Here is a 13,310-nt window from a genome sequence, read left to right as displayed (position 1 = left end):
CCCCCTCGCATCCTTAGGCCTTGCATGCGACAAGGAGCAAAAGACCCATCAGCGGAGCAACGCCCCATGTCCGAATTGCCGCCCTCGATCCTGCCCGTCACCGCCAGCGGCCCGGACAGTCCCGAACCGGTGGTGCTGCTGCACGGCTTCGGCGGCGACGCGCGTGGCTTTGCCACCCTCCAGGACGAAGTGTCAATGAGCCGGCGCACGCTGGCCTTCGACCTGCCCGGCCACGGCCGCGCCCTCGGCTGGCCGAGGATCGGCGGCGCCGGCGTCGCCGCCCGCGCCGTGCTCGGTTCGCTGGAGGCGATGGGCCTCGCCCGCGTCCATCTCGTCGGCCATTCGATGGGCGGGGCGGCCGCCGCGCTCGTCGCGCTGAAGGCGCCCGAGCGGGTGGCGAGCCTCACCCTGCTCGGTCCGGGCGGCTTCGGCCCCGAGATCAACGCCGCCCTGCTGCGCCGCTATGCGGCGGCGCGCGAGGCGGGCGAACTGGAACCGCTGCTGGAGCAGTTCTTCGGCCTCGGCTTCGACCTGCCGCGTCTCGTCGTGCGCCAGGCGGCGGAGACCCGCGCCCGTCCCGGCGTCTGCGAGACCTTGACCGAGATCGTCGAGGCCCTGCTCGACGGCAAGGTGCAGAAGACCCTGCCGATCACCGAGATCGCGGCGCTCGGCCCCCCGGTGCGGCTGATCTGGGGTGCCCAGGACCGGGTGCTGCCGGTCTCCCAGGCCCGCGGCCTGCCCGGCGATATCGCCGTGCAGGTGTTCGACGGGGTCGGCCACATGCCGCATCTGGAGATCCCGCGGCAGGTCGCCCGCGCCATCCGCGCCCAGACCGGCGACAGCGCCTGACGCCCGGAGACCAAGAAACCGGAAAAGCAAAAGGCCGCGCCCTTGTGGGACGCGGCCTAGAATGTCGAATGTCGTCGGCTGAAACAGCGCGACAGGCGGCTCAGGCCTTGGCGGCCTTGGCCCGCTCGATCGATTCCTCGATGATCCGCTTGGCCTCGTCCGGGCCGCCGAAGCCGGTGATCTTCACCCACTTGCCCGGCTCCAGGTCCTTGTAGTGCTCGAAGAAGTGCTTGATCTGCTGGATGGTGATGTCCGGCAGGTCCTCGTAATGGACGATGTTCTCGTAGCGCCGCGTCAGCTTGCTGGAGGGCACCGCGATCAACTTCTCGTCCTGCCCCGCCTCGTCCTCCATGAACAGCACGCCGATCGGGCGACAGTTCATGATCGCGCCCGGCACGATCGGCCGCTGGTTGGCGACGATCACGTCGACCGGGTCGCCGTCGCCGCACAGGGTGTGCGGCACGAAGCCGTAATTGCCCGGGTAGCGCATCGGCGTGTAGAGGAAGCGGTCGACATACATGGCGCCGGCTTCCTTATCCATCTCGTACTTGATCGGCTCGCCGCCCACCGAGACCTCGATGATGACATTGATGTCCTCAGGCGGATTCTTTCCGATCGGAACGGCGTCAATACGCATGGATGGGGCTCCTCTTTGGCTGTTGGCGGCTGTATCGCAAGCGCCGTGTCCAAAGGCAAGCCGGAAATTGTGCGGTGCAACTTAAGGCCGACGGCGGGCTGCGGCGGCTATCATTGCCGCGTCTCCCAGCGATACTGGCAGGCGATATCGCTCAGCGGTGCTGGCCGGCGAACTGCGCTGCCCCCTCGGGCACGCCGTGGCCGCCGCCCTGCCGGTCGAGCGGATAGGCCTCCTCCACCAGATAGGGGCCGCCGCCGACACTGGCGCGGGAGGAGAACAGCACGAACCGCGCGGCGGTGAAGCTCTGGGCGTAGAAGTCGCCATGCTCGGCGAGCCAGCGCGCCACGTCCTGGTTGCTGCAGGTGCGGCAGCGCGCCAGCGTCACATGCGGCACGTATTTGCGCCGCTCCGCCGGCAGCCGCAGCCGCTGCAGGATGCGCTCCTGCTCGCCCTGCAGCTCCATCAGCCCCGGCGTCGGCTCGACCCTTGCGAAGACCGCATGCGGCTTGCCGTTGGCGAAGGCGCCGAGCCCGGTCAGCCGGATCTCCACCGGATCGCGGCGGATGCGGTCGAGCGCGTCCGCCACCTCGTCGGCCATGCGGTCGTCGATGTCGCCGATGAAGCGCAGGGTGATGTGATAGTTTTCGGGGTCGATCCAGCGCACACCGCGCAGGCCACCGCGCAACAGGGAGAGCATGAGGCCGGTCTGGGCCGGAATCTCAAGCCCGGTGAACAGTCGAGGCATGATCGAACCCTCCGCTGTCGCCGCATGCTCTCATCAGGACGGGTTTTTCGCTGCACCGCAAGCAAAAAAGCAAGGCGCTGATCCGCAAGGGCATTCCGCCTCAGGCCGGCTTTGCGACCGGCAGCAGGCCCCCTCCGTCGCGGCGGATCGGCCGTGATTCGGGCCGGCCCGCCGCGTCTTTCCGCCGCCTTACGGACAGGGGCTGCCGTGATGCTGGTAGAGCGTATTGATCCGGCCCTCGATCTCCTCGGTGATTGCAAGGTCCAGCGCGCCGAGATCGTGCTCGAGCTGGCCCAGCGAGGTCGCGCCGAGGATCACCGAGGTGGTGAAGGCGCGCGACAGCGCGAAGGCGATGGCCAGTTGCGAGGAGGACAGGCCGAGCTCGTCGGCAAGGTCGAGATAGGCGTTGATCGCGACGTCCGCACCCGGCTTCTCGTAGCGCTGCAGCCGGTCGAACAGCGTCTTGCGGGCCCCGGCCGGCAGCGCGCCGTTGCGGTACTTGCCGGTCAGATAGCCCTGGCCCAGCGCCGAATAGGCGAGCAGGCCGACCTGTTCCCGGTGGGCGATTTCGGCAAGCCCTCCCTCGAAGGTGCGGTTGACCAGGTTATAGGCGTTCTGGATCGACACCACCCGCGGCCAGCCGTTGCGCTCGGCCAGTTCCAGGAAACGCATCGTGCCCCAGGGGCTCTCGTTGGAGAGGCCGAGATGGCGGATCTTGCCGGCCTTCACCAGCCGGTCCATCGCCTCCAGCGTCACCTCGATCGGCGTCTCGTCGTCGCAGGGCGCCGGCGCCTTCCAGATCGTCGGGTTGGAGCCGAAGCCGGAGACGTTCCGGTCCGGCCAGTGGATCTGGTAGAGGTCGATATAGTCGCTCTGCAGCCGCGTCAGGCTCTTGTCGACGGCTTCCTCGATCTGGGCGCGGGTCAGCCGGCCCTCGCTGCCGTCCTTGCGGAACCAGGTGTTCTCGGTGCGGCCGACCACCTTGGTGGCGATCACCACCTTGTCGCGGTTGCCGCGCGCCTTCAGCCAGGTGCCGATGATTTCCTCGGTGCGCCCCTGGGTCTCGGCCTTGGGCGGGATCGGATAGAGCTCAGCGGCATCAAAGAGGTTGATGCCGCGGTCGAGCGCGAGGTCGAGCTGGGCATGGCCCTCGGCCTCGGTGTTCTGCTCGCCGAAGGTCATCGTGCCGAGCGACAGGCTGGAGACATGAATGTCCGTGCGTCCGAGACGGCGCTTTTGCATCGGGGGATCTTTCTGCTGCGGTGTCTTGTGAAGACCGGGAGGATGGCCGGACCTTGACCGCTCAAGCGCGCCTCGTCAACCGTCTGCCGGTCTCTCCCCGCACGCCCCGATGCGGCGCGCCGGGTGCCCGCTCAGCCCCGCGCCGCGCCGGCCCGCGAGATCAGTTCTTCCACCTTCGGCAGGATGCCCTCGACGATGATCGCGACGCCCTTCTGCGTCGGATGGATGCCGTCCGGCAGCACCGTCTCGGCCGTGATCGGGATGCCTGCAAGGAAATTCGGATAGAGCACCGCGTCGTGGTCCGCCGCGATCTCCGCATACATCCGCTCGAAGCCGGCGACATAGTCCTCGCCCATGTTGCGGGGCGCGGCGATGCCGGCCAGCAGCACCGGCAGCCCGCGCTCGGCAAGGGTCGCGACGATCCGCTCGAGATTCGCCCGCGCCGATGCCACCGGCAGGCCGCGCAGCGCGTCATTGGCGCCGAGTTCGACGATCACCGCGTCCGCCCCCTCGCCCAGCGACCAGTCGAGCCGCGACAGCCCTCCCGCCGTGGTGTCGCCGGAAACCCCGGCATTGACCACGACGACATCGTGCCCGCGCGCCTTCAGCGCCGCCTCCAGTTGCGCCGGGAACGCCGCCTCGGGCGGCAACTGGTAGCCGGCGGTCAGGCTGTCGCCCAGCGCGAGGATGCGCAGCGGCTCGGCCCGCGCCGGCTGCGCGGCCAGCAATCCGGCCATGGCGAGAAAAACTGTAACGAAACGTATCATGTCGGCTGATCCTCTGGACGCTCCCCGCGTAACCTCCCATATCGCGAAAGGTTGCGTGCAGCGCGGCATGTTGCAACGTCGACCCGATCATATGGCCCAACCATATAGGCAGAGCATGACCGACCGAACAGTCCCGCCCCCCATCGTCTCCCTGTCCGGCGTTCATCTCAGCCTCGGCCGCGATGCCGCCCGGGTGCACATTCTCAAGGGCGTCGACCTCGACATCGCCGCCGGCCGCAGGGTCGGCATCATCGGCCCGTCCGGCTCCGGCAAGTCGACCCTGTTGATGGTGATGGCCGGGCTGGAGCGGGCCGACACCGGCTCGGTGGTCGTTGGCGGCTCCGAACTGACGGACCTGTCGGAGGACCAGCTCGCCCGCTTCCGCGGCCGCTCCATCGGCATTGTCTTCCAGTCCTTCCACCTCATTCCCAACATGACGGCGCTGGAAAACGTCGCCGTGCCGCTGGAGCTTGCCGGCGTGCCGCGCGCCTTCGAGGCTGCGCGCGAGGAGCTGGCCGCCGTCGGCCTCGCCGAGCGCACCGGCCATTACCCCTCGCAGATGTCCGGCGGCGAGCAGCAGCGCGTCGCCATCGCCCGCGCCCTGGTCACCCGCCCGCCGCTGCTGCTGGCCGACGAGCCGACCGGCAATCTCGACGAGACCACCGGCGCGCAGATCGTCGACCTGATGTTCTCCGCCACCCGCGAGCGCGGCATGACGCTGGTCATGGTCACCCATGATGCGGCGCTCGCCCGTCGCTGCGACGAGACCATCCGCGTCCGCTCCGGCCATATCGAGACGCTCGAGCCCGTCGCCGCCGCTGGGGAGGACTGAGCATGCACGGTGTCCTGCCCACGCCGTCGCAGCGCCGCGCCCGCCCGCCCCTCGGCCTCGCCTTCCGCTTCGCCCTTCGCGAGATGCGCGGCGGGTTGCGGGGCTTTTATGTCTTCATCGCCTGCATCGCGCTTGGCGTCGCCGCCATCTCCGGCGTTGCCTCGGTCTCGCGCGCGCTGGTGGAAGGCATTGCCGCCGAAGGCACCTCGATCCTCGGCGGCGACCTGTCGGCCCGCCTGATCCACCGCACCGCCGAGCCGGACGAGCTTGCCTGGCTGGAAAGCCTCGGCGACCTCTCGCGCGTCGCCACCTTGCGCGGCATGGCGCGGGCGCCCGACAGCGGCGAGCAGACCCTGGTCGAGCTCAAGGCCGTCGACGGCGCCTATCCGCTCTATGGCGAGCTGCGCCTTGCCGGCGGCGGCGATCTTGCCGGCGCGCTCGCGCCGCGCGACGGCGTCCATGGCATCGTCGTCGAGCCGGAACTGCTGGTCCGCCTCGGCCTCGAGCGGGGCGACATGATCACCCTCGGCCGCGCCAGCCTGCGCATCGCCGACACGCTCGCCGCCGAGCCCGACCGGCTCAGCGACGGCATCAATTTCGGCCCCCGGATGATCGCCTCGGACGCTGCGCTGGAGGAGACCGGCCTCGTCCAGCCCGGCAGCCTGGTGCGCTGGCTCTACCGGGTGCGCCTGCCCGCCGGCACCTCCTCCGCGGCGGTCGAGGCGCTGGCCGAGGAGGCCAACCGGCGCTTCCCGCTCGCCGGCTGGCGGGTGCAGTCGCGCGCCGAGGCCGCCCCCGGCCTGCAGCGCAACATCACCCGCCTTGCCCAGTTCCTCACCCTTGTCGGCCTCACCGCGCTGGTCGTCGGCGGCGTCGGCGTCGCCAATGCGGTGCGCTCCTATCTCGATGCCAAGCGGCCGGTGATCGCCACCTTCCGCTGCCTTGGCGCCGATGGCGACTTCGTCTTCCGCGTCTATCTGATCCAGATCCTCTGCCTCGCCGGCCTCGGCATCGCCGCCGGCCTCGTCCTCGGCGCGCTGATCCCCTTCGTTGCCGCCGGCTTCATCGCCGCCGTGCTGCCGATCAAGGCGATCGCCTCGGTCTATCCGGCCGAGCTCGGCCTCGGCGTGCTCTATGGCGGGCTCACTGCGCTTGCCTTCGCGCTGTGGCCGCTCGGCCGCGCCCATGACGTGCCGCCGAGCCTGCTGTTCCGCGACGATGCCTCCGCCACCCGCGCCTGGCCGCGCAAGCGCTACCTCGCGGCGACCGCCGCCGCCGTGCTGGTGCTCGCCGGCCTTGCCGTCGCCCTGTCCGGCGACCTGCGCATCTCGCTCACCTATGTCGGCGCCACCGCGGTGGTCTTCGTGCTGCTGACGCTGATCGCCCGCGGCATCATGGCCGGCGCCCGCCGCCTGCCGCATCCGCGCGGCGCCGAATTGCGCCTGGCGCTTGCCAACATCCACCGGCCCGGCGCGCTGACCCCCTCCGTCGTGCTCTCGCTCGGCCTCGGCCTGTCGCTGCTGGTCGCCCTGGCCTTGATCGACGGCAACCTGCGCCGCGAGCTCGGCACCACCGTCACCGCCAATGCCCCGAGCTTCTTCTTCCTCGACGTGCAGCAGTCGGAGCGCGAGGCCTTCGACGCCCTGCTCGCCCGCGAGGCGCCGGGCGCCACCATCGACGGCGCGCCGATGCTGCGCGGCCGCATCGCCGCGGTCAACGGCGTGCCGAGCGAGGAGGTCGCAGTGCCCGAGGGCGGCCGCTGGGTGCTCAACGGCGATCGCGGCGTCACCTATGCCGGCGAGCGGCCGGCGAGTGCGGAGTTGACGGAGGGCACCTGGTGGGCGCCCGACCATGATGGCACGCCGCTCGTCTCCTTCGAGGCCGGCGCCGGCGCCGGGCTCGGCCTGAAGATCGGCGACACGATCACCGTCAACGTACTCGGCCGCGAGATCACCGCCGAGATCGCCAATTTCCGAAGGGTCGAGTGGGAATCGCTCGCCATCAACTTCGTCATGGTGTTCTCGCCCAACACCTTCGCCGGCGCGCCGCACACCCATCTGCGCACCCTCGCCTATGCCGACGGCGGCGGCGAGGCCCGCGAGCTGGCCCTGCTCAAGACCCTGTCGCAGGCGTTCCCGACCGTCACCGCCGTGCGCGTCAAGGACGCCATCCAGCAGGTCAACAGCCTCGTGGAACAGCTCGCGGTGGCGATCCGCGCCGCCGCCTCGATCACCCTCATCGCCTCCGTGCTGGTGCTGGGCGGGGCGCTCGCCGCCGGTCACCGGCACCGGGTCTACGACGCGGTGATCCTCAAGACGCTGGGCGCGACCCGCGGCCGGCTGATCGCCAGCTTCTCGCTGGAATACGCCATTCTCGGCCTCGTCACCGCCGTGTTTGCGGTGATCGCCGGGGCGCTCGCCGCCTCCTTCGTGCTGGTGGAGATCATGAATGCGGGCTTCGCCTTCCTGCCCGTGACCGCCTTCGGCGCCGCGCTTGCCGCCCTCGTGCTCACCGTCGGCTTCGGCCTCATGGGCACCTGGCAGGTGTTGGGGCGCAAGCCGGCGCCGGTGCTGCGCAACCTTTAGCCGGCGCCGGACCGCGCCTGCGCGGCGGGTAACCCTCTGCCGGAAAATGACAGAACGGTAATGTCGGCCGGGCCGATTATGCCTTGTGGGGACGGCGGCTTGTGCCCATATTCGGGGGGACGTGCGTGCGAGCGGCGCGAACAGCGGCGCTTGCATGACTTCAAAAGGTTGCGCAAAGGGGCCGCGAGGCGTCCGGCGCGGCCGGGGGACCGCCCTCAAAAAGGGCAACCGTTTCAACGGATAGAGAGGATTTCGATGTCGACCTTCGACCGCAATTCCAACACGAGGTACGCTGCGGCCGGCGCACACGCACAGGCCGGCGTCTATGATGAGGGCCTGCGCGCCTACATGCTGGGCGTCTACAACTACATGGCCCTCGGCCTCGCCATCACCGGCCTTGCCGCGCTGGCGACCGTGTATTTCGCCATCGACCAGACCGCCGGCGGCATGGCGCTGACCCCGTTCGGCCAGGCGATCTATCTCAGCCCGCTGAAGTGGGTGGTGATGCTCGCGCCGCTGGCCATGGTGTTCTTCCTCAGCTTCCGCATCCAGTCGATGAGCGCCTCCACCGCTCAGACGACCTTCTGGATCTACGCGGCGGCGATGGGTCTGTCGCTGTCGACGATCTTCCTCGTCTACACGGGCGGCTCGATCGCGCGGGTGTTCTTCATCACCGCCGCCTCCTTCGGCGCGCTGAGCCTTTACGGCTACACCACGAAGAAGGACCTGTCCGGCTGGGGCTCGTTCCTGTTCATGGGCCTGATCGGCATCATCATCGCCTCGCTGGTCAACATCTTCCTGGCCTCCTCGGCGCTGCAGTTCGCCGTGTCGGTGATCGGCGTGCTGGTCTTCGCGGGTCTCACCGCCTACGACACCCAGCAGATCAAGGAAATGTACTACGCGGGCGACGGCTCCGAGGTTGCCAAGAAGAAGTCGATCATGGGTGCCCTGCGCCTGTATCTGGACTTCATCAACCTGTTCCTGATGCTGCTGCAACTGTTCGGCAACCGCGAATAATCGCGCATCCTCAGGCACAAGCGGACATCGACGGGCGCGGCGAAAGCCGCGCCCGTTTCGTTTGCGAGGGCGTCGGCAACGTCGTTTGCCCAGTGCCGAGCGAGTGCCGGGCGGGTGCCGGACGGGTGCCGGGCGGGGAGCGGACAGGGAGCGGGCGAAAGCCGGTGGCGGTTTGCAGAGCGTCCGCCGCCGCCGCCACTGCGTCCATTTCTTCGGCTTCCTCTCGGAATCCTTCGCCTTTTCGCGCCGAACCGGATTGACGCGGCGCGGCGCGGCGGGGTTATCTGCGGTCATTCATCTTCCCCCCAGTTCAGGTCGAACGGATCCAATGTCGAGCGTTACCAGAAGACTTGCCGGCGCCCGCCGGGCCGCCATCTCCCGCCTGCCGCTGTTCTCCCTTGCCCTGTGCCTCGCCGTCCCGGCCGCGCAGGCCGACGAATACGACGCCCAGTGGGGCCTGATCATGACCGGCGCGCGCATCGCCCATGAGCGCGGCTATATCGGCCGCGGCGTCAATGTCGGCGTGGTCGATTCCGGCATCATCTCCGGCCATCCGGATCTCGAAGGCAATCTCAGCGGCCTGTCGATCAACGGCTACACCCTGGCGCCGACGACCACGGACGGCCACGGCCATGGCACCCATGTCGCCGGCACCATCGCCGCGCTCGCCAATGGCGAGGGCATGATGGGCGTCGCGCCGGGCGCCCGGGTCACCTCGCTGCAGATCGCCAGGGACGACGGCAGCATCGACGCCGCGCTGCTCGACAGCGCCGTCGCCGCCGTCATCGGCTACGGCCTCGACAACGGCATCGAGTTCTTCAACAACTCGTGGGGCAGCGACGGGATGATGCCGGCCGACGGACCCGCCCTCGAGGGCGTACGGTCGCATTTCGAGAACGACAATCCGCTGATGCTCGCCGCCTTCCGCCGCGCCGCCGCCGAAGGCGCGGTGATGGTTTTCGCCAACGGCAATGACGGCCTGCCCGGCGCCTCCTATGAGGCGGCCCTGCCCCACCTCTTCCCCGAGCTGCGGGCGAACTGGCTGGCGGTCGCCGCCGTCGGCCGCGACGGCACTCTCGCCGACTACTCCAACCGCTGCGGCGTCGCCATGGCCTGGTGCCTGTCCGCGCCCGGCGGCGGCGACGACGAAGATGCCGACGGCATCTACTCGACCTCCAACACCGGCGGCTATGTCCGCATGTCCGGCACCTCGATGGCCGCGCCCCATGTCACCGGCGCGCTTGCCATCGCCCGCGAGATGTTCCCCAACGCCTCCGCCTCCGACCTGGCGCAACTGGTGCTGGCGACCGCCCGCGACGTCGGCGAAGCCGGCATCGATGCCGAATATGGCTGGGGCCTGCTCGACCTTGACAACCTGACCTCGACCCGCAACGGCGCCACCGCCTCGGTCTTCACCCAGTCGCAGATGGCGCAGGCCGCGACCATGTCGCAGATCGCCGGCACCATCGCCGACCTTGCCGCCGCGCATGGCTCCGGCAAGGCGACCCCGGGCACGGTCAGCGTCTCCACCCATGGCGGCGCGCCGACGGCCGATGCCGGCTACCGGCTGTGGGGCTCCATGCTCGGCAGCTACTCCAGCATCTCCTCCCACGGCGCCACCCCCGGCAGCATCAGCCGCACCGGCGGCATGCTCTCCGGTATCGACGTCACCCTCGGCAATGGCATCGGCGGCGGTTTCGGTGTCGGCTTCACCTCCGGCAACAGCCAGGGCGGCGGCAACACCGCCCGCGCCAATGCGCTGCATGCGGTCGCCTATGGCAGCTATTCGGCCGGCGGCTTCTTCGCCGACGCGGCCGGCGGCCTCAGCCGCTTCGACTCGCGCCGCACCCGCAACTCGATCGCCGGCGCCGGCGGTGCCGTGCCCTTCACCGGCTCCAGCAAGTCGGTCGATATCGGCGCCTGGTCGAATGCCCGCATCGGCATGACCTTCGCGACCGTCGGCACCACCATCCAGCCCTACCTGCAGACCCGCCTCGTGCATCAGTGGCTGGGCGCGTCGAACGAGACCGGGGCCGGCGTCTTCGCCCTCTCGGCACCGTCGGCGAACCGCAGCCAGTTCGATGCCGGCGCCGGTGTGCGCGTTGCCGCGCCCGCCCTGCCGCTCGGTGCGGCGGCGACGCTGACGCCGGTGGTCGATGTCGCCTATGCCCGCGCCCTCGGCTCGCTCGGCGACAGCCGCACCGCCACCATGCTCGGCGCGCCGGTCACCGCCACCGGCACCCGTGTCGGCCGCGACATCGCCCGCCTGTCGGCCGGCCTGCAGGTCGACGCGATGGAGGGCCGCCTGTCCGGCGCCCTCACCTACTCGGGCGAGTACCGGGCCCGCGCCCGCTCGCACGCTTTGGCCGCGCGCATGGGCTACAAGTTCTGACGAGCCCTGCGGGGCTCCCGGTTCCGTGCCTGCATTCCCGCGGCACTGCCTTGCGGAGGTCGGCCTGCCCGACCTCCGCTTTTTAAATCATAGGGGAGGTCGGCCTGCCCGACCTCCGCTTTTTCCTGATCGATAGGGGTCGGCTCGCCCGGCCTCCGCTTTTGCGCCGGGCGGCGAGCAGCCCCTGCCTTGCGGCCTCACACCAGGCTGAGGTGACGCTTCTTCTCGAAGACCTTGAGCACCTGGGCGAGATCGCCGCCGCGTTTGAGGATCACTCCGCCGGTGCCGACCACCGCATAGGCGCCCTGGCGCCGGGCGTTGCGCGGCACTTTCTCGATGCGGAACAGCGGCATTTCGGAGCTGCGGCGGAACACGGAAAACACCGCCCGGTCCTTCAGATGGTCGATGGCATAGTCGCGCCACTCGCCGGAGGCCACCCGGTGGCCATAGACCCGCAGGATCAGGTCGAGTTCCCGGCGGTGAAAGGTGACCAGCGCCGGGGGGCTGGCCGTCCCTTGCGCAGGGGCGAAGCCGGAGATTGCCTCCAGGTCCGCCCCGAACCGGGATGCCTCTTCTTCGAACTCGCTCATCGCGCCTCCCGCCTGGCTCGGGGTCCCGTCATCGATCCGTCATGATGAGCCCCTGCTTCCGCCTTTGGCAAGTCCCGGGCAGCGAGGGCCGGGCGCCGCGCTCCGCCCGCCGGCGCCCCGGCCAGACCACTCTTCCGGCAAACCCTTGGAAAAAATCACTATTTCAGGCGGCTCCGGCGCGGCCCCAGGAGTTTTTACCCCCCTGTCGATTTCATAGTTTCGCCCCATTGCAGCCCATACGGCGCCATCTTGGCCGGCGAAATTGGCATCGTTGCATGAGGGACTGACGACAAGGCTTCGGTACGCAACAGCCCCCCAGCCCCCCGGGGTTTTGTCTCAGGCGTTCCCCGGCCCGCAAGGGCCGAACTGCAACCGGAAGGGCCGGCTCAGCGCCGGCCCTTTTCCGTTTCTCCCCACGGCTCTTCCGCATTTTCCAGCTCTCCCGCCCCGCCGGGCGCGGCGCTGCGCGCAACGGCTTTTGTCCGTCGGCGAAGGGCGCTATCATGGTGTCATGAGTATCGGTCTGACAGCCCTGCGCCCAGCGCGCCACGACGATGCCGAAGCGCTCGCCATCATCCACGAGGATGCCTGGCGGGCGACCTATCGCGGCATCATCGACGGGCTCGAACTGGAGCGGATGATTTCCCGGCGCGGACCGAAATGGTGGCGCACCGCCCTGTCGCGCGGCGTCCAGATCCAGATTCTCCAGGTCGCCGGCGTGCCGGCCGGCTATGCCACCTGGGGCCGCAGCCGGATGCGCGAACTGCCCTTCGAGGGCGAGATCTACGAACTCTATATCCGCCCGGACCACCAGGGCCTCGGCTTCGGCAGCGAGTTGTTCACCGCCACCCGCGCCGCGCTGACCCGCGCCCGCCTCGATGGCCTCGCCATCCGCGTGCTCAAGGACAACGAGGAGGCGGTGCGCTTCTACCAGCGCCGGGGCGGCCAGATCCTGATGACCAATCGCGAGCGCATCGCCCAGACGACGCTCGACCTGACGGTCTTCGGCTGGTTCGCCGAAGACCGGTTCTGAGGCATCCGGCTCCCGGCGGAGCGCTCCCCGCCCTATCGTTCAGGCAGCGGCGCCGTAGTGCCCCGCCCTCTCGATCCATCCCTTTCGCTTGGCCTCGTTCGACCCCTGCACCGGCGCGAAAGTGCGGAAGCGGATGCCCTTGAAGCCGCAAAGCCCGAGGATCTGCGATTTCATCGCCCGGTATCCCGGCACCCGCTCGACCAGATAGAGATACCAGCGGGGCGAGTCCGCGGTCACCAGCACCTCCGCCGTCCGTCCCTGCAACAGCTTGTCCGGCAGCATCTTGCCGGACGTGTAGCGGAAGGCGAAGCCCGGCAGCAGCACCCGGTCGAGCAGCCCCTTGAGCTTGGCCGGCATCAAGCCCCACCACATCGGATGGACGATGACCAGGTGCTCGCACCAGGCGATCTTGTCCTGCACCTCGGCCAGGCACGGCTCCAGCGGCTTGTCGGCGTCAAAGCCCGCCCCCATGTCGGGATCGAACGTCATGTCGGACAGGCGCAGCAGCGCCACGTCGTGCCCGGCGCGGATGGCGCCTTCCGCATAGGCGGCGGCCAGCGCCCCGCACAGGCTGTCGGGGCCGGGATGTCCATCCAGAACCAGAATGCGTTTCGGCATTGT

12 protein-coding genes are annotated in these 13,310 nt (G+C 69.4%); 6 read left to right on the top strand and 6 right to left on the bottom strand.

Features of this window, described 5'->3' with window-relative positions; translation table 11 throughout:
• Positions 1-66: 66 nt before the first annotated feature.
• Positions 67-849, top strand: a complete 783-nt coding sequence (locus tag P2PM1_RS18400) for an alpha/beta fold hydrolase (protein WP_186400035.1) — start codon at positions 67-69, stop codon at positions 847-849.
• A 100-nt stretch (positions 850-949) separates the two neighbouring features.
• Here the strand turns inward: P2PM1_RS18400 and ppa are convergent, their stop codons facing one another.
• From ppa to P2PM1_RS18380, 4 genes are all read right to left on the bottom strand, one after another.
• A complete protein-coding gene (ppa, locus tag P2PM1_RS18395) occupies positions 950-1,486 on the bottom strand; it encodes an inorganic diphosphatase (protein WP_186385917.1) in 537 nt (178 codons plus the stop codon).
• Positions 1,487-1,637: 151 nt separating this feature from the next.
• On the bottom strand, positions 1,638-2,231 hold the full coding sequence (gene thpR / locus P2PM1_RS18390) for an RNA 2',3'-cyclic phosphodiesterase (protein ID WP_186400034.1): 594 nt from the start codon (positions 2,229-2,231) through the stop codon (positions 1,638-1,640).
• A 189-nt stretch (positions 2,232-2,420) separates the two neighbouring features.
• Positions 2,421-3,473, bottom strand: coding sequence for an aldo/keto reductase (locus P2PM1_RS18385; RefSeq protein WP_186400033.1), 1,053 nt, complete (start codon positions 3,471-3,473; stop codon positions 2,421-2,423).
• A 131-nt stretch (positions 3,474-3,604) separates the two neighbouring features.
• Complete coding sequence (locus P2PM1_RS18380; RefSeq protein ID WP_186400032.1) at positions 3,605-4,240, bottom strand: arylesterase; 636 nt, start codon at positions 4,238-4,240, stop codon at positions 3,605-3,607.
• Positions 4,241-4,355: 115 nt separating this feature from the next.
• Between P2PM1_RS18380 and P2PM1_RS18375 the strand changes: the two genes are divergently transcribed.
• The 4 genes from P2PM1_RS18375 (at position 4,356) to P2PM1_RS18360 (ending at position 11,066) form a co-directional block, all read left to right on the top strand.
• The gene (locus tag P2PM1_RS18375) at positions 4,356-5,072 is read left to right on the top strand and encodes an ABC transporter ATP-binding protein (protein ID WP_186385921.1); all 717 of its coding nucleotides are present in this window, start codon (positions 4,356-4,358) and stop codon (positions 5,070-5,072) included.
• Between the two features lie 2 nt (positions 5,073-5,074).
• Positions 5,075-7,657: an ABC transporter permease gene (locus tag P2PM1_RS18370; protein WP_186400031.1), complete on the top strand. Its 2,583-nt coding sequence runs from the start codon at positions 5,075-5,077 to the stop codon at positions 7,655-7,657.
• A gap of 255 nt (positions 7,658-7,912) precedes the next feature.
• On the top strand, positions 7,913-8,674 hold the full coding sequence (locus tag P2PM1_RS18365; RefSeq protein WP_186385923.1) for a Bax inhibitor-1/YccA family protein: 762 nt from the start codon (positions 7,913-7,915) through the stop codon (positions 8,672-8,674).
• A gap of 328 nt (positions 8,675-9,002) precedes the next feature.
• The gene (locus P2PM1_RS18360; protein ID WP_186400030.1) at positions 9,003-11,066 is read left to right on the top strand and encodes a S8 family serine peptidase; all 2,064 of its coding nucleotides are present in this window, start codon (positions 9,003-9,005) and stop codon (positions 11,064-11,066) included.
• 197 nt (positions 11,067-11,263) lie between these two features.
• Here P2PM1_RS18360 and P2PM1_RS18355 read toward each other — a convergent pair whose 3' ends face one another.
• On the bottom strand, positions 11,264-11,656 hold the full coding sequence (locus P2PM1_RS18355; RefSeq protein WP_186385925.1) for a DUF2794 domain-containing protein: 393 nt from the start codon (positions 11,654-11,656) through the stop codon (positions 11,264-11,266).
• A gap of 511 nt (positions 11,657-12,167) precedes the next feature.
• On the opposite strand from P2PM1_RS18355, the gene P2PM1_RS18350 reads away from it, so the two are divergent.
• A complete protein-coding gene (locus tag P2PM1_RS18350; RefSeq protein WP_186400029.1) occupies positions 12,168-12,689 on the top strand; it encodes a GNAT family N-acetyltransferase in 522 nt (173 codons plus the stop codon).
• A 39-nt stretch (positions 12,690-12,728) separates the two neighbouring features.
• Here P2PM1_RS18350 and P2PM1_RS18345 read toward each other — a convergent pair whose 3' ends face one another.
• Positions 12,729-13,307: an NAD(P)H-dependent oxidoreductase gene (locus tag P2PM1_RS18345; protein WP_186400028.1), complete on the bottom strand. Its 579-nt coding sequence runs from the start codon at positions 13,305-13,307 to the stop codon at positions 12,729-12,731.
• Positions 13,308-13,310 lie beyond the last annotated feature (3 nt).

It is taken from the genome of Stappia sp. P2PMeth1, from assembly GCF_900185735.1.
GTDB lineage: Bacteria > Pseudomonadota > Alphaproteobacteria > Rhizobiales > Stappiaceae > Stappia.
Note: the sequence above shows the minus strand (reverse complement) of the source record. Positions and strands in the feature narration are given on the sequence as shown.